This window comes from Pseudomonas sp. PS01297 (assembly GCF_029959305.1).
GTDB classification, from domain to species: domain Bacteria; phylum Pseudomonadota; class Gammaproteobacteria; order Pseudomonadales; family Pseudomonadaceae; genus Aquipseudomonas; species Aquipseudomonas helleri.
Genome location: NZ_JASCPQ010000025.1, coordinates 38640 through 56960 on the forward strand (window position 1 = coordinate 38640; position 18321 = coordinate 56960).

19 protein-coding genes are annotated in these 18321 nt (G+C 59.7%); 14 read left to right on the plus strand and 5 right to left on the minus strand.

All coding sequences use genetic code 11. The features are described 5' to 3' along the window. Positions 1-60 precede the first annotated feature (60 nt). The gene (pyrE, locus tag QMX84_RS10140) at positions 61-702 is read right to left on the minus strand and encodes an orotate phosphoribosyltransferase (protein WP_282363755.1); all 642 of its coding nucleotides are present in this window, start codon (positions 700-702) and stop codon (positions 61-63) included. Between the two features lie 82 nt (positions 703-784). On the opposite strand from pyrE, the gene QMX84_RS10145 reads away from it, so the two are divergent. After that, complete coding sequence (locus QMX84_RS10145) at positions 785-1564, plus strand: exodeoxyribonuclease III (RefSeq protein ID WP_048372400.1); 780 nt, start codon at positions 785-787, stop codon at positions 1562-1564. A gap of 60 nt (positions 1565-1624) precedes the next feature. Here the strand turns inward: QMX84_RS10145 and QMX84_RS10150 are convergent, their stop codons facing one another. Beyond that, entirely contained in the window at positions 1625-2563 is a 939-nt protein-coding gene (locus tag QMX84_RS10150; RefSeq protein WP_282363756.1) for a GlxA family transcriptional regulator, read from the minus strand. Between the two features lie 109 nt (positions 2564-2672). Between QMX84_RS10150 and QMX84_RS10155 the strand changes: the two genes are divergently transcribed. Continuing rightward, the gene (locus QMX84_RS10155) at positions 2673-3473 is read left to right on the plus strand and encodes an SDR family oxidoreductase (protein ID WP_282363757.1); all 801 of its coding nucleotides are present in this window, start codon (positions 2673-2675) and stop codon (positions 3471-3473) included. A 108-nt stretch (positions 3474-3581) separates the two neighbouring features. Here QMX84_RS10155 and QMX84_RS10160 read toward each other — a convergent pair whose 3' ends face one another. Further along, entirely contained in the window at positions 3582-3950 is a 369-nt protein-coding gene (locus tag QMX84_RS10160) for a DUF4870 domain-containing protein (RefSeq protein WP_048389120.1), read from the minus strand. A 35-nt stretch (positions 3951-3985) separates the two neighbouring features. Continuing rightward, positions 3986-4708, minus strand: coding sequence for a ribonuclease PH (rph, locus tag QMX84_RS10165; protein WP_273221934.1), 723 nt, complete (start codon positions 4706-4708; stop codon positions 3986-3988). Positions 4709-4901: 193 nt separating this feature from the next. On the opposite strand from rph, the gene QMX84_RS10170 reads away from it, so the two are divergent. The 6 genes from QMX84_RS10170 to QMX84_RS10195 all read left to right on the plus strand — a co-directional run bounded on the left by QMX84_RS10170 (position 4902) and on the right by QMX84_RS10195 (position 10238). Next, complete coding sequence (locus tag QMX84_RS10170) at positions 4902-5765, plus strand: YicC/YloC family endoribonuclease (RefSeq protein ID WP_153372488.1); 864 nt, start codon at positions 4902-4904, stop codon at positions 5763-5765. Positions 5766-5778: 13 nt separating this feature from the next. Continuing rightward, a complete protein-coding gene (gene gmk / locus QMX84_RS10175) occupies positions 5779-6399 on the plus strand; it encodes a guanylate kinase (protein WP_282363758.1) in 621 nt (206 codons plus the stop codon). A 168-nt stretch (positions 6400-6567) separates the two neighbouring features. After that, on the plus strand, positions 6568-6831 hold the full coding sequence (gene rpoZ, locus QMX84_RS10180; RefSeq protein ID WP_016782707.1) for a DNA-directed RNA polymerase subunit omega: 264 nt from the start codon (positions 6568-6570) through the stop codon (positions 6829-6831). Between the two features lie 60 nt (positions 6832-6891). Then, positions 6892-8997, plus strand: coding sequence for a bifunctional GTP diphosphokinase/guanosine-3',5'-bis pyrophosphate 3'-pyrophosphohydrolase (gene spoT, locus QMX84_RS10185; protein WP_048372386.1), 2106 nt, complete (start codon positions 6892-6894; stop codon positions 8995-8997). A 24-nt stretch (positions 8998-9021) separates the two neighbouring features. Next, positions 9022-9402, plus strand: a complete 381-nt coding sequence (locus QMX84_RS10190) for a RidA family protein (RefSeq protein WP_019410296.1) — start codon at positions 9022-9024, stop codon at positions 9400-9402. A gap of 71 nt (positions 9403-9473) precedes the next feature. Beyond that, a complete protein-coding gene (locus QMX84_RS10195) occupies positions 9474-10238 on the plus strand; it encodes a hypothetical protein (RefSeq protein ID WP_262126117.1) in 765 nt (254 codons plus the stop codon). A gap of 70 nt (positions 10239-10308) precedes the next feature. Here QMX84_RS10195 and QMX84_RS10200 read toward each other — a convergent pair whose 3' ends face one another. Further along, complete coding sequence (locus QMX84_RS10200) at positions 10309-11163, minus strand: SDR family oxidoreductase (protein ID WP_282363759.1); 855 nt, start codon at positions 11161-11163, stop codon at positions 10309-10311. Between the two features lie 189 nt (positions 11164-11352). Between QMX84_RS10200 and exbB the strand changes: the two genes are divergently transcribed. The 6 genes from exbB to QMX84_RS10230 all read left to right on the plus strand — a co-directional run bounded on the left by exbB (position 11353) and on the right by QMX84_RS10230 (position 18261). Further along, complete coding sequence (exbB, locus tag QMX84_RS10205) at positions 11353-12333, plus strand: tonB-system energizer ExbB (protein WP_153432834.1); 981 nt, start codon at positions 11353-11355, stop codon at positions 12331-12333. Positions 12334-12339: 6 nt separating this feature from the next. After that, positions 12340-12765, plus strand: a complete 426-nt coding sequence (exbD, locus tag QMX84_RS10210) for a TonB system transport protein ExbD (RefSeq protein ID WP_019828186.1) — start codon at positions 12340-12342, stop codon at positions 12763-12765. Further along, complete coding sequence (locus QMX84_RS10215) at positions 12762-13508, plus strand: energy transducer TonB (RefSeq protein ID WP_048371193.1); 747 nt, start codon at positions 12762-12764, stop codon at positions 13506-13508. Before exbD ends, QMX84_RS10215 begins: the two co-directional genes overlap by 4 nt. Positions 13509-13774: 266 nt before the next feature. Next, positions 13775-14695, plus strand: a complete 921-nt coding sequence (locus QMX84_RS10220; protein ID WP_153331249.1) for a hydrogen peroxide-inducible genes activator — start codon at positions 13775-13777, stop codon at positions 14693-14695. Positions 14696-14704: 9 nt separating this feature from the next. Next, on the plus strand, positions 14705-16780 hold the full coding sequence (recG, locus tag QMX84_RS10225) for an ATP-dependent DNA helicase RecG (protein ID WP_048371189.1): 2076 nt from the start codon (positions 14705-14707) through the stop codon (positions 16778-16780). Between the two features lie 80 nt (positions 16781-16860). Continuing rightward, positions 16861-18261, plus strand: coding sequence for an aminoacyl-tRNA deacylase and HDOD domain-containing protein (locus QMX84_RS10230; RefSeq protein ID WP_262126120.1), 1401 nt, complete (start codon positions 16861-16863; stop codon positions 18259-18261). Positions 18262-18321: the final 60 nt, after the last annotated feature.

Here is an 18321-nt window from a genome sequence, read left to right on the forward strand (position 1 = left end):
AACAAAACGGGGGAGGCGCGACAGGTGTCGTGCCTCCCCCGTGGGGAACAGCAGGGCTGTTTAGATCCCGTACTGCGCCCGGTAGGCTTCAACGGCTGGCAGGTGTTGCTTCAAGGTTTCGTCTTCGGCCAGGAACTGCAGCACCTGGGTCAACGACACGATGCTGACCACCGGGATGCCGAAGTCGCGCTCGACTTCCTGGATGGCCGACAGCTCGCCATTACCGCGCTCCTGGCGGTTGAGGGCGATCAGTACGCCCGCCGCTTTGGCGCCCTGGGCGTCAATGATTTGCATGACTTCACGGATGGCGGTGCCGGCCGTGATCACGTCGTCGATGATCAGGATGTTGCCTTCCAGAGGCGACCCAACCAGGCTGCCACCTTCGCCGTGGGCCTTGGCTTCTTTGCGGTTGAAACACCATGGCATGTCGCGATCATGGTGCTCGGCCAGGGCGACGGCGGTGGTCGCGGCCAAAGGGATACCTTTGTAAGCCGGGCCAAACAGCACGTCGAAATCAATGCCGCTGTCAACGATGGCGGCGGCATAGAAGCGCCCCAGTTGAGCCAGCGCGGAGCCGGTGTTGAACAGGCCGGCATTGAAGAAGTAGGGGCTGGTACGCCCGGACTTCAGGATGAACTCACCGAAGCGCAAAACGCCGCGATCAATGGCAAAACGGATAAAGTCGCGCTGATACGCTTGCATGAAAATGGCCCCAGATACCACGGATTTAGCTAATTAGTAAGACGGCGTGTATCATACACGCACGTGATTTTTGGGGCCATTTATGCGGATCATCAGTGTGAACGTCAATGGTATTCAGGCGGCAGTCGAGCGCGGTTTGCTCAGTTGGCTGCAGGCTCAGAATGCCGACGTTATCTGCCTGCAGGACACCCGCGCCTCCGCCTTTGAACTGGACGATCCAGCCTACCAGCTGGATGGCTACTTTCTGTACGCGTGCGAAGCTGAAGTCCCTGCCCAAGGCGGTGTGGCTTTGTACTCGCGGTTGCAGCCGAAAGCAGTCATCACTGGGCTTGGCTTCGAGACGGCCGATCGCTACGGGCGCTACCTGCAAGCCGATTTCGATAAGGTCAGCATCGCGACCTTGCTGCTCCCTTCGGGGCAGAATGGCGATGAAGACTTGAACCAGAAGTTCAAGCTAATGGACGATTTTGCACGCTATCTGGATAAGCAGCGTCGTAAGCGTCGTGAGTACATTTACTGCGGCTCGTTGTATGTGGCGCAGCAGAAGCTCGACATTAAAAACTGGCGTGACAGCCAGCAGTCTCCTGGTTTCCTGGCGCCTGAACGGGCCTGGATGGATGAGATTGTCGGCAACATGGGCTATGTCGATGCCCTGCGTGAAGTCAGTCGTGAAGGTGATCAGTACAGCTGGTGGCCGGACAACGAACAGGCCGAGATGCTGAATCTGGGCTGGCGTTTCGACTACCAGTTGTTGACCCCGGGTTTGCGCCGCTTTGTTCGCAGCGCTCGCTTGCCGCGTCAGCCACGCTTCTCGCAACACGCGCCGTTGATCGTGGACTACGACTGGACACTCACTATCTAAGTGTTCTTTCGCTGTCACAAAAATGTCCGTATCCCACGATACGGGCATTTTTTTTGGCGGCTAAGCCTGCAAGTGCAGCGCCCTACGCAGCATTTGCGGTGGCTGGCCAAAGGCGCGGATAAAGGCTCGTCGCATGCGCTCCGGGTCGCCAAAACCGCTCTCTCGCGCCACGCTGTCGATGCTGTGGGCGCCGGACTCAAGCATCAAACGGGCCGCCTCAAGGCGCAGGTTTTCGATGGCCTTGGCCGGTGACTGGCCTGTTTCACTGCGAAACAGGCGACTGAACTGGCGAGGGCTCAGGTGGGCGACCTCGGCCAATTGCTCGACCGACAGCTCTTCGCGCAGGTGCTCCTTGGCGTAGGTCAGCGCGGTTTGCACGCGGTCAGACTTTGGCTCGAGTTCCAATAACGCAGAAAACTGCGACTGCCCGCCAGCACGGCGATGGTAAACCACCAGCTTTCTGGCCACATCGCGCGCCACGTCCGCGCCCAGATCCTGCTCCACCAAGGCCAGGGCCAGATCAATACAGGCGGTCATGCCCGCGCTGGTCCACAGTTTGCCGTCGACCGTGAAAATGCGGTCTTCTTCCAGCTTTACCTTGGGGAACGTCTCGCGAAAGGTGCGGGCGTGAAACCAGTGCGTGGTGGCTTTGCGGCCATCCAGCAAACCTGCGGCTGCCAGCAGAAATGAACCGGTACAGGCTGAAGCCAGGCGGCGCGACGTGCTCAGGGTGTCCTGCAGAAAAGGGGTCAGCGCCGGTGTGGGTTCTATCAATTGGTTGTCGCCCAGCACCAGCACCGTGTCATAACTGCGTTGCTTGAACGCCTGTGTCTCGACGCTAAAACCCATGGAGCTGGGTACCAGGCCGCCCTGCTCAGAGATCAAATCCACGCGATAGAACGATTGCCCGCTGAGCAGGTTGGCAAACTCAAAGATGGTGCTGGTGGACAGGCAAAGCATCTGAAAGCCGGGCGACAGAAGAATACCGATGGTGACCATAAGCATGTCCTGAAAGGTGGGATATATGGCATTGCTGACATCACCATACGCTCATAACCTGAACCCCAACAAGGCCGACTCCTTACCCGGCCGTTTTGGAGCAAGCGTGATGAGTGAACACAAAGGCTATGCCCTGGTTACGGGCGCTTCTTCGGGGATTGGTGCGGTGTATGCCGATCGTTTGGCGCAGCAGGGCTACGACCTGATTCTGGTGGCCCGCAACCAGCAGCGTCTGGAAGGTCTGGCGGCCCGGTTGACCGCGCACACCCGGCGCGATGTTCAGGTGGTGGTCGCTGACCTCAACCAGCCTGACGATTTGGCGCGTGTCGCCGCCCTTTTGCAAGACGACAAGCGCATCAGTCTGTTGGTCAACAACGCGGGCGTGGGAGCCGGGGGCACATTGCTGGAGTCTTCCGTTGAAGCAATGGACGCGATGATTTTGCTCAACGTGCTGGCGCTGACGCGTCTGGCAAAAGCCGCTGCCGGTAACTTCGTCGAACAGGGGCGTGGCACGATCATCAACATTGCTTCAGTCGTCGCCGTGGCGCCGACATTGCTCAATGGCGTATATGGCGCAACCAAAGCCTACGTGCTGGCCTTCAGCGAATCGCTGCGCCACGAACTCAGTGATAAAGGGGTAAACGTGCACGTCGTGCTGCCGGGTGCGACGGCGACCGAGTTTTTTGCAGCGGCTGGTATGTCGGTAGATGCTTTGCCGAAGACGATGGTCATGACCACCGAGAAGCTGGTCGATGCGGCGTTGGCGGGCTTGGCCCAAGGTGAGGCTGTGACGGTACCGTCTTTGCCGGACAGCGCAGATTGGGCGGCCTTTGAGGCGGCGCGCCAGGCGCTGTTACCCAACCTCTCGCGCAGCGAACCCGCCGCCCGCTACGGCGTAAAACCGTTGTAGCCGCTGACGAGGCACGAGGCTGCGATACGGGCCGCAGGACCGTCGTTTGGGTCGCTTCGCAACCCATCGCAGCCTCATTCTTCGGCAGCGGCTACAGGGCTTTTGGGCTTACTTGATCGGCCGCCAGGTGAAAGGGTAGCGGTAGGCCACCCCGTCATTGGCTTTGACCCCGGCAATCACCACCAGCACCACGGCGCCGATGAACAGCAGGCCGAGCAAGACGAAGCCAATCAGTACGAACATCAGCACGTAGCAAATGGCCGAAGCAATCGCCACGGTGATCTGAAAGTTCAGGGCTTCCTTGCCCTGCTCGTCAATAAAGGGATCGCTTTCGCGCTTGAGCTGCCAAATAATCAGCGGCCCAATCAGGTTGCCAAACGGAAACCACATCCCCAAAAACGCCGCAAAGTGACAAAACATTGCCCATTGGCGAGCTTCGCGGCTCGGTTTGGGATTTGAAAGGTCGAGCTCTGTCATGGCGTTCTCCTGTCGGTCATCAAGGGGCTTGGCGATCAGTCTGCCAGCGCCGCTTGTTGCAGTGCGAAGATGTCGGTCATGCCTTGTTGCGCCAATGCCAGCATGGCGTTCAGTTCGGCAGGCTGGAACGGCGCGCCTTCGGCAGTGCCCTGAACCTCAATGAAACCACCGGTGCTGGTCATCACGACGTTCAAGTCGGTTTCGGCTGCCGAGTCTTCAGGGTAGTCCAGATCCAGCACCGGCTCGCCCTGGTACATGCCCACCGATACAGCGGCGATCATTTGCTTGATCGGGTCGCCGCCTTTGAGGCCGCCACGCTTTTTGATCACTTTGAGTGCGTCAACCAGAGCCACCATCGCGCCGGTAATCGACGCGGTGCGGGTGCCGCCGTCGGCCTGGATCACGTCGCAGTCGACGTACAGAGTGATGTCGCCCAGTTTGGACATGTCCAGCGCGGCGCGCAGCGAACGGCCGATCAGGCGCTGGATTTCGAGGGTGCGACCGCCTTGTTTACCACGGCTGGCTTCACGCTGGTTACGCTCGCCGGTGGCGCGCGGCAACATGCCGTATTCGGCAGTCAACCAGCCTTGGCCCTGACCTTTAAGGAAGCGCGGTACGCCGTTCTCGACGCTTACGGTGCAGATGACTTTGGTGTCACCGAACTCGACCAGTACAGAACCCTCTGCGTGTTTGGTGTAGTTGCGGGTGATGCGGATCGGGCGGAGCTGATCGGCAGCGCGACCACTTGGACGTTTCATGTGGGATACCTGTACGGGACGGAAAACTGCCGAGCATTATAAAGGCCGTGACCGATCCGGGCACATTTAAAACGCAATCCAGTGTTGTAGCGCCTTTACGACAGACGCCATTTGGGGCCATCCGCTGCACTGCGCTACAATCCGCCCCCTTAATAGCCGCCCGGCTTCACTCATCAGATCGCGAGGTACCTCCATGGTGCACAGCATGACCGCCTTTGCCCGCGTCGAAAGCGCCGGCACTCAGGGAACCCTGAGCTGGGAGCTGCGTTCGGTCAACAGCCGCTACCTGGAGCCGCACCTGCGCTTGCCAGAGTCTTTCCGCGAACTTGAAGGGGCGGTGCGTGAAGCGCTGCGCCAAGGTATTTCCCGGGGCAAGCTGGAGTGCACCTTGCGCTTCACCGAAGAAACCACGGGCAAGCCGCTGCAAGTCGACCGCGAGCGCGCCGCGCAACTGGTGGCCGCTGCCGAGACCATTGCCAGCCTGATCAAGCAGCCCGCGGCCCTCAATCCGCTCGAAGTGCTGGCCTGGCCCGGTGTGCTGGTGGCCGATGCCGCCGACCCGCAGGCCCTCAACAACCAGGCGCTGGCGCTGTTCAAGCAAGGTCTGCAAGAACTCAAAAACGGCCGTGAGCGCGAAGGCGCCGAGCTGGCACGCTTGATCAGTGACCGCTTGAGCGCCATTGAAAGCGACGTAGAGACCCTGCGTGAGCTGGTCCCGCAAATGCTCGCGACCCAGCGGCAGAAGGTGTTGGACCGCTTCGCCGACATGAGAGCCGAGCTGGACCCTCAGCGCCTTGAGCAAGAAATGGTCTTGCTCGCGCAAAAGAGTGACGTCGCAGAAGAGCTGGACCGTCTGAGCACCCACATTCTGGAAGTGCGGCGCGTGCTCAAGTCGGGCGGTGCTGCCGGCCGTCGGCTCGACTTCCTGATGCAAGAACTCAACCGGGAGGCCAACACCCTCGGTTCCAAGGCATTCGATCCGCGCAGCACCCAGGCTGCGGTCAACCTCAAAGTGTTGATCGAGCAGATGCGCGAACAAGTACAGAATATTGAGTAAGGCTTCCCCTGACATGACCCACAGCACTGGCACTCTCTACATTATTTCCGCGCCTTCAGGGGCCGGGAAAAGCAGCCTGGTCAAGGCCCTGATCGACATTGAGCCGCAGATCCGCGTCTCGGTGTCACACACCACCCGGGCCATGCGTCCCGGTGAAGAGAACGGCGTGCACTATCACTTCGTCGAGCGCGAAGAGTTCGTGAAGATGATCGAGCACGGCGATTTTCTTGAGCGTGCCGAAGTGTTTGGCAATCTGTATGGCACCTCGCAAAGCTACTTGCAGCAGACGCTGGATGAAGGTCACGACCTGATCCTGGAAATCGACTGGCAAGGTGCCGAGCAGGTTCGCAAACTGATGCCTCAGGCACGATCGATCTTTATCCTGCCGCCGAGCCAGCAAGCCCTGCGTGATCGTCTGGACAATCGCGGGCAGGACAGTGCCGAGATTATTGACGGCCGTATGCGCGAAGCCGTGAGTGAAATGAGCCACTACGTCGACTACGACTACCTGATCATCAACGACGACTTTGCTCTGGCACTGGATGACTTGAAGGCCATTTTCCATGCCAGTCGTCTCCAGCAAAAGCGCCAACAGCAGCGCTACGGTAAATTGCTGGCCGAATTGCTCGGTTAATCAGCTCTTCCCAAAACCCCTGCAAGGGCTTTACATTGGCACTTACAGAGACGTTGGGCAGGGTGAGTGAAAAATCAGCGCTTCCCTAATGGCTGGTGATTTTTTAAACTGTCGAGTCCGCTCGCCCATCCGGGCAGCGCGCACATTGTATTTGCTACGAGGAAGACCATGGCCCGCGTAACCGTTGAAGACTGCCTAGAACACGTGGATAACCGCTTTGAGCTGGTCATGCTGTCTACCAAGCGTGCCCGTCAACTGGCCACCGGTGGTAAAGAGCCTCTGGTTCAGTGGGAAAACGACAAGCCTACCGTTGTTGCCCTGCGCGAAATCGCAGAAGGCCTGATGAGCTACGAGTTTATCGCCAACGCTGAAATCGTCGAAGACGAACCGCTGTTTGCAGCGTTCGAGGACGAGTCCAACGAGGCGAACTAAGCCTATGCCCGGTCGACGTAGTACGGCGAAGGGTTCACAGTTTTGGCAGGAGGCTCCCTCATGCCGAGCATAGACGCCCTCGCCGACAGCTTGTCGACCTACCTCAGTGCGGACCAGGTCAATCTGGTCCGACGAGCGTATTTTTACGCAGAACAAGCCCACGACGGCCAACGCCGACGTAGCGGCGAGCCTTATGTCACGCACCCGCTGGCAGTGGCAAACATCCTTGCCGACATGCATATGGACCATCAGAGCCTGATGGCGGCCATGCTGCATGACGTGATCGAAGACACCGGTATTGCCAAAGAAGCGCTGGTTGCGCAGTTCGGTGAAACCGTGGCCGAACTGGTCGATGGCGTCAGCAAGCTGACCCAGATGAACTTCGAAACCAAAGCCGAAGCCCAAGCTGAAAACTTCCAGAAAATGGCCATGGCCATGGCCCGCGACATTCGCGTGATTCTGGTCAAGCTGGCGGACCGCTTGCATAACATGCGCACCCTCGAAGTGTTGTCCGGCGAAAAACGCCGGCGGATTGCCAAGGAAACCCTGGAAATCTACGCGCCCATCGCCAACCGGCTGGGCATGCACAACATTCGTATCGAATTCGAAGACCTCGGTTTCAAAGCGATGTACCCGATGCGCTCGGCGCGCATTTATCAGGCGGTCAAGCGCGCCCGGGGCAATCGCAAAGAGATCGTCAACAAAATTGAAGAGTCCCTCAGCCACTGTCTGGCCGTCGACGGCATTCAGGGCGAAGTGAGCGGGCGGCAAAAGCACATCTACGGCATCTATAAAAAGATGCGCGGCAAGCGTCGGGCGTTCAACGAGATTATGGACGTGTACGCGTTCCGCATCATCGTCGACAAAGTGGACACCTGCTACCGCGTGCTGGGCGCTGTACATAATTTGTACAAACCGCTGCCGGGCCGCTTCAAGGACTACATCGCAATCCCTAAAGCCAACGGCTATCAGTCGCTGCATACCACGCTGTTTGGCATGCACGGCGTACCGATCGAAATTCAGATCCGTACCCGTGAAATGGAAGAAATGGCCAACAACGGCATCGCCGCGCACTGGTTGTACAAATCCAGTGGCGACGAGCAGCACACCGGGACTCACGCCCGGGCGCGGCAATGGGTCAAGGGCGTGCTCGAGATGCAGCAGCGCGCCGGCAACTCCCTCGAATTTATCGAAAGCGTAAAAATCGACCTGTTCCCGGACGAGGTCTACGTCTTTACACCCAAAGGCCGGATCATGGAGCTGCCCAAAGGCTCCACGGCGGTCGACTTTGCCTACGCGGTACACACCGACGTCGGCAACAGCTGCATTGCCTGCCGGATCAACCGTCGTCTCGCGCCGCTGTCCGAGCCACTGCAAAGCGGCTCCACGGTCGAGATCGTCAGTGCGCCGGGCGCACGCCCGAACCCGGCCTGGCTCAACTTTGTAGTCACCGGCAAGGCGCGCACGCACATTCGCCACGCGCTGAAACTGCAACGCCGTTCCGAGTCCATCAGCCTCGGCGAGCGTTTGCTGAACAAAGTGCTTAACGGTTTTAACAGCGCGCTGGACAAGATCCCCGCCGAACGCGTTCAGGCCATGCTCCAGGAATATCGCCTGGAACACATCGAAGACCTGCTTGAAGACATTGGTCTGGGCAACCGCATGGCGTATGTCGTGGCCCGACGTTTGCTGGGCGAGGGCGAGCAACTGCCGAGCCCCGAAGGCCCGCTGGCCATTCGCGGCACAGAAGGCCTGGTGCTCAGCTACGCCAAATGTTGTACGCCGATTCCGGGCGACCCGATTGTCGGCCACCTGTCGGCGGGCAAAGGCATGGTCGTGCACCTGGACAACTGCCGCAATATCAGTGAAATCCGTCATAACCCTGAAAAATGCGTCCAGCTATCATGGGCCAAGGACGTTACCGGCGAATTCAACGTCGAATTGCGCGTCGAGCTGGAACACCAGCGCGGCCTGATCGCCTTGCTGGCCAGCAGCGTCAACGCCGCCGACGGCAACATCGAAAAAATCAGCATGGACGAACGCGATGGTCGAATCAGCGTGGTCCAACTGGTAGTCAGCGTGCACGACCGTGTGCACCTGGCGCGCGTGATCAAAAAACTGCGCGCCCTTACCGGGGTCATCCGCATCACTCGTATGCGTGCGTAGCCACCTAATTACAAGGAGTCACCCATGTCCAAGACTGTAATCACCAGCGATAAGGCACCTGCAGCGATCGGTACTTACTCTCAGGCGATCAAAGCTGGCAATACCGTCTACATGTCCGGTCAAATCCCGCTGGACCCAAAAACCATGGAACTGGTTGAAGGCTTTGAAGCCCAAACCGTTCAGGTGTTCGAAAACCTGAAGTCGGTAGCTGAAGCAGCGGGTGGCTCGTTCAAAGACATCGTCAAGCTGAACATCTTCCTGACCGACCTGAGCCACTTCGCCAAGGTCAACGAGATCATGGGCAAGTACTTCGAACAGCCGTACCCGGCACGTGCAGCCATCGGCGTTGCTGCGCTGCCAAAGGGTTCGCAAGTCGAGATGGACGCCATTCTGGTACTCGAGTAATACCCTCGGCGCAGCACATTCATGCTGCGCCAACCCCCTCGCTTCTCCCCCCGCTTTAAAAGGATTCCACTATGCGCAAAGCGCTAGCCTTGTCACTGCTCGCCGTATTATTGGGCGGCTGTGCCAGCGAACCTGCACCCCGCGATATCAGTGGCGTCTGGATTAACCAGGGCGCAATCGATGAAGCTGCCAAGGGCGGCAACCTGCGTGAAGCCTTGCTGGCTAACGGGCCGAACCTTGAATGGGACATCGACGCCAAAAACGCCAAAGCCAACTACACCAACGGCTTTGAGTGGGTCGAAGGCAAATTGACGCCTGGCCACAAGGGCGCCTGGCAAGTGGCGGTGTATGGCAGTTCGGCCATCGAGCTTAATATGCAGGGCGCAGAGCTGGTTCAGGCCGCTTCAGACGCCGACCCTCAGCAGTCCTTTGTGCGCACGCCGCTAAAGCTGAGCAGTGAAGCCCCATTAGGTACGAATTTCGAGTACGCGCTCAAGGCGGCCTATCTAGGCGGTCAGTGGCGTGTGATCAGCGGCGTGGGGCAGGGCAATACCGTGACCTTTATGCCGGACGGTCAAGTCAAAGGCCTGCCCAACAACAACGCCTACGCCCTGTGCATGGCGGGCGATTGCGCGTCGATGAGTGGCGAATACGACAGCCTGTGGCTGCAACAGGACGAAATCGGCGCCGCGCATATCTTTGTGCGAAACGGCAACCGACTTGAAATCTTCCAGGCGCTGGACTCCGCCAAGCCTGACGAAATGCCCCAGCTCTACCCTGGCAAACAGGAATGGGTGCTGGAGAAACAACCCCAAAAGCCAACCCCGCTCCTGTAGGAGCGAGCTTGCCTCGCGATCTTTTGATCTTCAAAAGATCGCAGCCTTCGTGCCTCGACAGCGCCTGCGATCAACTGTTCTCAAGAATCGCGGCATAGCCTTCGCGGTAGCTTGGGTAGCGCGGCTCCCAGCCCAATGCTTTAGCCCGTGCGTTACTGCAACGCTTGCTGCCCGCACGGCGCACGCTTGCCTCTTCGGCCCATTCGGTCACACCCAGGCGCTCGCGCAACCAGTCCACCACCTCGGCCAGCGGCGCGGGCGCGTTGTCGACACCGATGTAGCAGTCGTCCAGCGTTTTGCCCTGATCAGCCGCTTCCAGCAAAAAGGCCAGCAGCCCGGCAGCGTCATCGGCGTGAATGCGGTTGCCGTACAGCGGCGGATTGACCGCAACCCGATAACCCTTGCGCACTTGCCCCAGCAGCCATTCCCGGCCCGGCCCGTAAATGCCGGTCAGGCGCACGACGCTGGCGGGTAGGCAACTGTGCAGCGCTACCTGCTCAGCCTGCAGCATGACCCGACCGGAAAAAATGGTCGACTCCGCAGGGGAGTTTTCATCGACCCATTCCCCGTCTTGCTGCATATACACACCGCTGCTGGACACAAACAGCAAGTGCTTGGGCTGCTGGTTATGTTGCTTGAGCCAGCTCAAGGTGTGTTTCAAACCCTCAACATAGGCTGCTTGATAACCTGCTTCGTTGCGCTCCGTTGCAGTGGCGCTGTACACCAGGTAATCAATTGGCCCGGTCGGCCAGTCAGCCGGGCATGCCTCATTGAACAGGTCGCCCGCGACACCGATGACGCCTGCCGGCAAACGATCGATTGAGCGGCGCAGCCCATAGACTTGCCAGCCTTTATCGAGCAATTGAGTGGCCAAGCGACTTCCGATATCACCGCAACCGACGATCAACGCTGTGGCGTTGGACATCTCAAAACTCCTTACTAAATGTTACAAAAATGGCTGAACGGACACGACCAAGGTCGTGACATTTGAAAAAAACAGGTGCATTTGCTTTTGTTAACAAGAATTACTTGCAATAATAACGCATCGTTTGCCCTGGGTCTTAAGACGCGCTGTAGGGCAATTATCCTTTTTCTTTCTTCAGGTCCGGCTAGCATGACACGCAATCAACCCACCGCTTCGCCAACCCAGCTTTCGAGCCCTTCACGTCTATGGCGTGGGCTTGCGGCGCTGATGTTCAGCTTCCTGCTGGCACCTGCTGCGGCCTTTGCCGATGAGCCTGCTGCCCCCGCTGCACATTCTGCAACCGAAGCTGCGGCCCCGGCGCCTGTTGCTGCCCCCGTCGCGACCGACCCTGCCCTGGCAGAAGGCGCTGGCGCACCGGCCGATGATGCACCGCAAGTGATCGCTGAAGAAGACAACAGCCTGGGCATGGCTCACGACCTGTCCCCATGGGGCATGTACAAAAACGCTGACATCATCGTAAAAATCGTAATGATCGGCCTGGCCATTGCCTCGATCATCACCTGGACCATCTGGATTGCCAAAGGCTTTGAAGTCTTGGGTGCCAAGCGTCGTCTGCGCGGTGAAATCGCCAACCTGAAAAAAGCCCGTACCCTTCAGGAAGCCAGCGAAACCGCTGCCAAAGAAGGCACCCTCGCGCACCTGCTGGTGCAAGACGCGATGGAAGAAATGCGCCTGTCGGCCAATAGCCGTGAGAAAGAAGGCATCAAGGAACGTGTGAGCTTCCGTCTTGAGCGCCTGGTAGCGGCTTGCGGTCGTAACATGAGCAGCGGCACCGGCGTGCTGGCAACCATCGGTTCCACCGCCCCGTTCGTAGGTCTGTTCGGTACCGTGTGGGGCATCATGAACTCCTTCATCGGTATCGCTAAAACCCAAACCACCAACCTGGCCGTGGTTGCACCGGGTATTGCCGAGGCCTTGCTGGCCACTGCACTGGGCCTGGTTGCAGCGATCCCTGCGGTAGTGATTTACAACGTCTTCGCCCGCTCCATCACCGGCTACAAAGCTCAGGTGGCTGATGCGTCGGCAGAAGTGTTGCTGCTGGTTAGCCGTGACCTCGATCACCTGCCGCCCGAGCGCAGCTCGCAACCGCACATGGTGAAAGTGGGGTAATCGGCCATGGGCCTGCATTTAAAAGAAGGCGATGACGATCTCGCCGAGAACCATGAAATCAACGTCACCCCCTTTATTGACGTGATGCTGGTGCTGCTGATCATCTTCATGGTGGCCGCACCGCTGGCCACTGTGGATATCAAGGTTGACCTGCCCGCTTCGACCGCCAAACCGGCGCCGCGGCCAGAGAAACCGGTGTTCCTCAGCGTCAAGGCTGACCAGCGCCTGTACCTGGGCGAAGAGCCAGTCACGGTTGAGGCGTTGGGTCCGACCCTGGATGCCAGGACTCACAACAACAAAGACACGACGATCTTCTTCCAGGCCGACAAAGGCGTGGACTACGGTGACTTGATGAGCGTGATGGATGCACTGCGCGCAGCCGGTTACTTGAAGGTAGGTCTGGTCGGATTAGAGACGGCAGCCAAGAAATGACCATAGCGCGCCAAAAGATGACGCGTTACGCAATCAGCTTGGCCGTGGTGTTGGGTGTCCATGCAGTGGCAGTGATTCTTGCCCTGCAATGGTCCAACCCACGGGCTATCGAACTTCCACCGCAAGCCATGATGGTTGATCTGGCGCCGATGCCAGCACCACCACCGCCTGCGCCGCCGAAAGTGGTGACACCACCGCAACCACCGGCCCCTGTGGAAGAGTTGCCGATACCCAAGCTGGCTGAAGCGCCCAAGCCGAAGATCGCTGTTCCGAAACCGGTCAAACCCAAGCAAAAGCCTCAACCGCCCAAGCCTGTGGAAAAACCTGATCCGGTCAAAGAAAAGCCGTCAGAAGAGAAACCAAGCGACGCCACGCCGACCAAAGCGCCGACTGAAAAGTCTGCTGCACCGGCTCCAGGCCCGTCGCCACAACAACTGGCTGCCAAAGCCAGCTGGGAAGGTACGTTGCTGGCCCACTTGGGCAAGTACAAGAAGTACCCACCAGCAGCGCAGTCGCGGGGCAAGGAAGGTCTGAACCGTCTGCGCTTCGTGGTCGACGCTGAAGGCAAGGTGCTGTCCTACGAGTTGGTAGGGCGCTCCGGCAACGCGGATCTGGACCGGGCTACCCTGGAAATGATTCGCCGGGCACAGCCATTGCCCAAGCCGCCGCCAGAAATGTTGACCAACGGCAGCATCGAAATCGTGGCGCCGTTCGTTTATTCCATCGATAAACGTCGGCGTTAACAGCAAAAAGGGCACCGCAGGGTGCCCTTTTTGCATGTTGGCCCCGCCCCTGTAGCCGCTGACCAGGTACGAAGGCTGCGATGCGGGCCGCAGGACCGCCGTTTGGGGTCGCTTCGCAACCCATCGCAGCCTCATGCTTCGTCAGCGACTACAAAGCAGCGGATGAAACCTGCCGCAGTCACTGTGGTTCCCCGGGCAATGAGTGATAACGTGCGTCTATCGATTGCAGCCGTTATGCTTGGCTCGTCAATACAGGGACGCCCGCTATGACTCTTACTGAATTGCGCTACATCGTTACGCTCGCCCAAGAACAACACTTCGGTCATGCCGCCGAGCGTTGCCACGTCAGCCAGCCGACGCTGTCAGTGGGCGTGAAAAAACTGGAAGACGAACTCGGTGTGCTGATTTTCGAGCGCAGCAAAAGCGCTGTGCGTCTCACGCCTGTAGGTGAAGGTATCGTTGCCCAGGCGCAAAAGGTGCTTGAGCAAGCCCAGGGGATTCGCGAACTGGCCCAGGCCGGCAAGAACCAACTGACCGCTCCGCTCAAAGTCGGGGCGATTTACACCGTTGGCCCGTACCTTTTCCCACACCTTATTCCGCAACTGCATCGGGTCGCCCCGCAAATGCCGTTGTACATCGAAGAAAACTTCACACACGTACTGCGCGACAAACTGCGCAACGGCGAGCTGGACGCGATCATCATCGCGCTGCCGTTCCACGAAGCCGACGTGCTGACGTTGCCGCTCTACGACGAGCCGTTCTATGTGCTGATGCCGAGTGAACACCCGTGGAGCAAAAAAGACACCATCGACGCCAGTCTGCTCAACGACAAGAGCTTGTTGTTGCTGGGTGAAGGCCACTGCTTCCGTGACCAAGTGCTTGAGGCTTGCCCGACGCTGACCAAAGGTGCAGATGGCGCCAAGCACACCACTGTGGAATCCAGCTCGCTGGAAACCATCCGCCACATGGTGGCCTCGGGTCTGGGAATTTCGATCCTGCCGTTGTCGGCGGTCGACAGCCACCATTACGCACCTGGCATTTTGTCGGTGCGCCCGCTGACCCCGCCGGTGCCGTTTCGCACGGTAGCGATTGCCTGGCGCGCCAGCTTCCCTCGGCCAAAAGCCATTGAAATCCTCGCGGACTCGATCCGCCTGTGTTCCGTGGCCAAGCCACCTGCTGCGACGTAAGAAGCTGAAATGACTGAGTTGTCTAACGTGCCGGTCACCGTGTTCAAGGGCGTCGGTGAGGCCATGGCCGAGAAATTGGCCAAGGTCGGGCTCGAAACCGTTCAGGACGTGCTTTTCCACCTGCCATTGCGCTATCAGGACCGCACCCGTGTGGTGCCGATTGGCGCGCTGCGGCCGGGGCAAGACGCCGTGGTCGAAGGCCGGGTGATCGGCCTCGACGTGGTAATGGGTAAGCGCCGTAGCCTGCTGGTGCGTATTAACGACGGCACCGGCGGCTTGAGCCTGCGTTTTTACCATTTCAGCAATGCGCAAAAAGAAAGCCTCAAGCGCGGCACCGAAGTGCGCTGCTATGGCGAGGCGCGGCCCGGTGCGTCGGGGCTGGAGATTTACCATCCCGAATACCGCGCCATCACCGGCGCTGAGCCGCCGCCGGTCGACACCACCCTGACGCCGATCTACCCGACCACCGAAGGCCTGACCCAGCAGCGTTTGCGCCAACTCAGCCAGCAAAGCCTGGCCATGCTGGGGCCGCGCAGCCTGCCCGACTGGTTGCCGCCCGAACTGGCCAAGGATTACCAACTGGCCCCGCTGGACGAGGCCATTCGCTATTTGCACCAGCCGCCCGCCGATGCCGATGTTGAAGAACTCGCGCTGGGCCATCACTGGGCCCAGCACCGCTTGGCGTTTGAAGAACTGCTGACTCATCAGCTTTCGCAGCAACGCCTGCGCGAGAGCTTGCGCTCGCAGCAAGCTCCGGCGTTGCCCAAGGCTAAAAAGCTGCCCAAGCAATACCTCGCCAACCTGGGCTTCCCGCCCACGGGCGCGCAAGTGCGGGTCGGCAACGAAATCGCCTACGACCTCAGCCAGCCCGAACCCATGCTGCGCCTGATCCAGGGCGATGTGGGCGCGGGTAAAACCGTTGTCGCAGCCCTGGCCGCCCTGCAGGCGCTGGAAGCCGGTTATCAGGTGGCCTTGATGGCGCCCACTGAAATCCTCGCCGAGCAGCACTTCATCAGCTTTAAACGCTGGCTGGAGCCGCTGGGTCTCGAAGTCGCCTGGCTGGCCGGCAAGCTCAAGGGCAAGGCGCGGGCAGCATCGCTGGAGCAAATCGCCAATGGCGCCCCGATGGTGGTCGGTACCCATGCGTTGTTCCAGGACCAGGTGCAGTTCAAGAACCTGGCGCTGGTGATCATCGACGAACAGCACCGCTTCGGCGTGCAGCAACGTCTGGCCTTGCGCAACAAAGGCGTGGGCGGGGTCATGTGCCCGCACCAGTTGATCATGACCGCCACCCCGATCCCGCGGACCCTGGCCATGAGCGCCTACGCCGACCTCGACACCTCGATCCTCGACGAACTGCCGCCCGGCCGAACCCCGGTCAACACCGTGCTGGTGGTCGACACGCGGCGGGTTGAAGTGATTGAGCGGGTGCGCGCGGCCTGCGCCGAAGGGCGACAGGCGTATTGGGTGTGCACCCTGATTGAAGAATCCGAAGAAATGACCTGCCAGGCCGCCGAAAGCACCTTCGAAGACCTGTCCAGCGCGTTGGGCGAGCTGCGCGTTGGCCTGATCCACGGCCGCATGAAGGCCGCTGAAAAAGCCGAAGTCATGGCCCAATTCAAAGCCGGCGAGCTGCAATTGCTGGTCGCAACCACCGTGATCGAAGTCGGCGTGGACGTGCCCAATGCCAGCCTGATGATCATCGAAAACCCCGAGCGTCTCGGCTTGTCGCAACTGCACCAACTGCGCGGGCGCGTTGGCCGGGGCAGCGCGGCCAGCCATTGCGTGCTGCTCTACCATCCGCCGCTGTCACAAGTCGGACGTCAGCGTCTGGGCATCATGCGCGAAACCAACGATGGTTTTGTGATCGCTGAAAAAGACCTTGAACTGCGCGGCCCCGGCGAAATGCTCGGCACCCGGCAAACCGGGCTGCTGCAATTCAAAGTGGCCGACTTGATGCGCGATGCCGATTTGCTACCCGCCGTGCGCGACGCCGCCCTGGCGTTGCTGGAGCGCTGGCCGAGTCACGTCAGTCCCTTACTGGATCGCTGGTTACGCCATGGCCAGCAGTACGGTCAGGTGTAAAAAGATCGTTCAGTAAATACAGACGCGGCCGATCCAATACCGGGTTATCAAATTTGAGTTGCACACATCGGATGCAGACCATGAGTAAAGTCGCTATTGCCCTCGCCGTTCCGAGCACGCCACCGGTTATTCAGCAGTTGCTCACTGAGCGGGCGGTTGCCTATCGAGAAGTCCTCGACCATCCGGGGCTCAACCCGGACAGCAAAGTCCAGGCCGTGCTGCTCGATGACACCGCTGGCGCCTTGATGGTGATGTTCGCCCAGAGCCAATTGCTTGACCTCAACCGCTTGGCCGACTTGATCGGGCGTCGCATGACCGCCGTTGCCCAAAGCCGGCTGCGCGAGATACTCGACCGCCACGGCCTGAAGCAACTGCCGGGTCTGCCGGCCATTACGCGTTCGTCTTGCCTGTACGAAGAGCAACTGCTGCAACAGCCGCTGCTGCTGATCAGCTCGGGGGAGCCGGGCCTGTTGCTGGAAGTCACCCGCGAAGACTTCCTGCGCTTGCTGGGCGTGGCCAACGCCGGGCGCTTTGGTGAGCCTCTGAGCGAGATCACCCTCAATCTGAACCGCCCTGACGACGACAGCGAAGCCATCACCCAGGCGGTCAAGGCCTTCACGGCGCGACGCATTCAGCAGCGGCTTGAAGCCACCATCGAAATACCGCCGCTGGCAGAGAGCGTGCGCAAAATCATGCGCCTGCGGGTTGACCCTGAAGTCACCATCGATGAAATCACCAGCGTGGTGGAAACCGACCCGGCGCTGGCGGCCCAAGTCATGAGCTGGGCATCGTCGTCGTACTACGCGGCGCCGAGCAAAATCCGCTCCGTTGAGGACGCCATCGTGCGCGTGCTGGGGGTTGATCTGGTGATCAACCTGGCCTTGAGCCTGTCACTGGGTAAAACCCTGAGCTTGCCCAAGGACAACCCGCAGTCCTGCACGCCGTACTGGCAACAGTCGATCTACACGGCGGCGGTGATTGAAGGCCTGACCCGCAGCATGCCGCGTGAGAAACGCCCGGAAACCGGGCTGGCGTATCTGGCCGGGCTACTGCACAACTTCGGCTACCTGTTGCTGGCCCACGTGTTTCCGCCGCACTTTTCGCTGATCTGCCGCCACCTTGAGGTCAACCCGCACGTTAGCCACAGCGTGATCGAGCAGCACCTGCTGGGCATCAGCCGCGAACAAATGGGCGCCTGGCTGATGCGCCATTGGGGCATGCCGGACGAATTGACCGCTGCATTGCGTTTCCAGCACGACCCGGACTACATCGACGCCGATGCCGAATACCCGAACCTGGTGTGTATGGCGCTGGGTTTGCTGCGCAATCGCGGAGTTGGCCACGGGGCCTATGCGCCGCTGCCTGATGCGCTGTTCGAGCGCTTGAACGTGACCCGCGAAAAAGCCGAAGACGCGGTCAACAAAGTGCTGGAAGCCGAAGTGCTGCTGCGCGAACTGGCCAACAAATTCAGCCAGGCTTAAATCCTGTAGGAGCGAGCTTGCCTCGCGATCTTTTAAGATCAAAAGATCGCGAGGCAAGCT

Coding starts and splice junctions, on each gene's coding strand:
- QMX84_RS10215 (WP_048371193.1), top strand. CDS start 12,762: ATGACCATAGCGCGCCAAAAGATGACGCGTTACGCAATCAGCTTGGCC.
- QMX84_RS10155 (WP_282363757.1), top strand. CDS start 2,673: ATGAGTGAACACAAAGGCTATGCCCTGGTTACGGGCGCTTCTTCGGGG.
- QMX84_RS10145 (WP_048372400.1), top strand. CDS start 785: ATGCGGATCATCAGTGTGAACGTCAATGGTATTCAGGCGGCAGTCGAG.
- gmk (WP_282363758.1), top strand. CDS start 5,779: ATGACCCACAGCACTGGCACTCTCTACATTATTTCCGCGCCTTCAGGG.
- exbB (WP_153432834.1), top strand. CDS start 11,353: ATGACACGCAATCAACCCACCGCTTCGCCAACCCAGCTTTCGAGCCCT.
- QMX84_RS10170 (WP_153372488.1), top strand. CDS start 4,902: ATGGTGCACAGCATGACCGCCTTTGCCCGCGTCGAAAGCGCCGGCACT.
- QMX84_RS10190 (WP_019410296.1), top strand. CDS start 9,022: ATGTCCAAGACTGTAATCACCAGCGATAAGGCACCTGCAGCGATCGGT.
- QMX84_RS10150 (WP_282363756.1), bottom strand. CDS start 2,563: ATGGTCACCATCGGTATTCTTCTGTCGCCCGGCTTTCAGATGCTTTGC.
- exbD (WP_019828186.1), top strand. CDS start 12,340: ATGGGCCTGCATTTAAAAGAAGGCGATGACGATCTCGCCGAGAACCAT.
- QMX84_RS10195 (WP_262126117.1), top strand. CDS start 9,474: ATGCGCAAAGCGCTAGCCTTGTCACTGCTCGCCGTATTATTGGGCGGC.
- QMX84_RS10160 (WP_048389120.1), bottom strand. CDS start 3,950: ATGACAGAGCTCGACCTTTCAAATCCCAAACCGAGCCGCGAAGCTCGC.
- pyrE (WP_282363755.1), bottom strand. CDS start 702: ATGCAAGCGTATCAGCGCGACTTTATCCGTTTTGCCATTGATCGCGGC.
- QMX84_RS10230 (WP_262126120.1), top strand. CDS start 16,861: ATGAGTAAAGTCGCTATTGCCCTCGCCGTTCCGAGCACGCCACCGGTT.
- rpoZ (WP_016782707.1), top strand. CDS start 6,568: ATGGCCCGCGTAACCGTTGAAGACTGCCTAGAACACGTGGATAACCGC.
- rph (WP_273221934.1), bottom strand. CDS start 4,708: ATGAAACGTCCAAGTGGTCGCGCTGCCGATCAGCTCCGCCCGATCCGC.
- spoT (WP_048372386.1), top strand. CDS start 6,892: ATGCCGAGCATAGACGCCCTCGCCGACAGCTTGTCGACCTACCTCAGT.
- QMX84_RS10220 (WP_153331249.1), top strand. CDS start 13,775: ATGACTCTTACTGAATTGCGCTACATCGTTACGCTCGCCCAAGAACAA.
- QMX84_RS10200 (WP_282363759.1), bottom strand. CDS start 11,163: ATGTCCAACGCCACAGCGTTGATCGTCGGTTGCGGTGATATCGGAAGT.
- recG (WP_048371189.1), top strand. CDS start 14,705: ATGACTGAGTTGTCTAACGTGCCGGTCACCGTGTTCAAGGGCGTCGGT.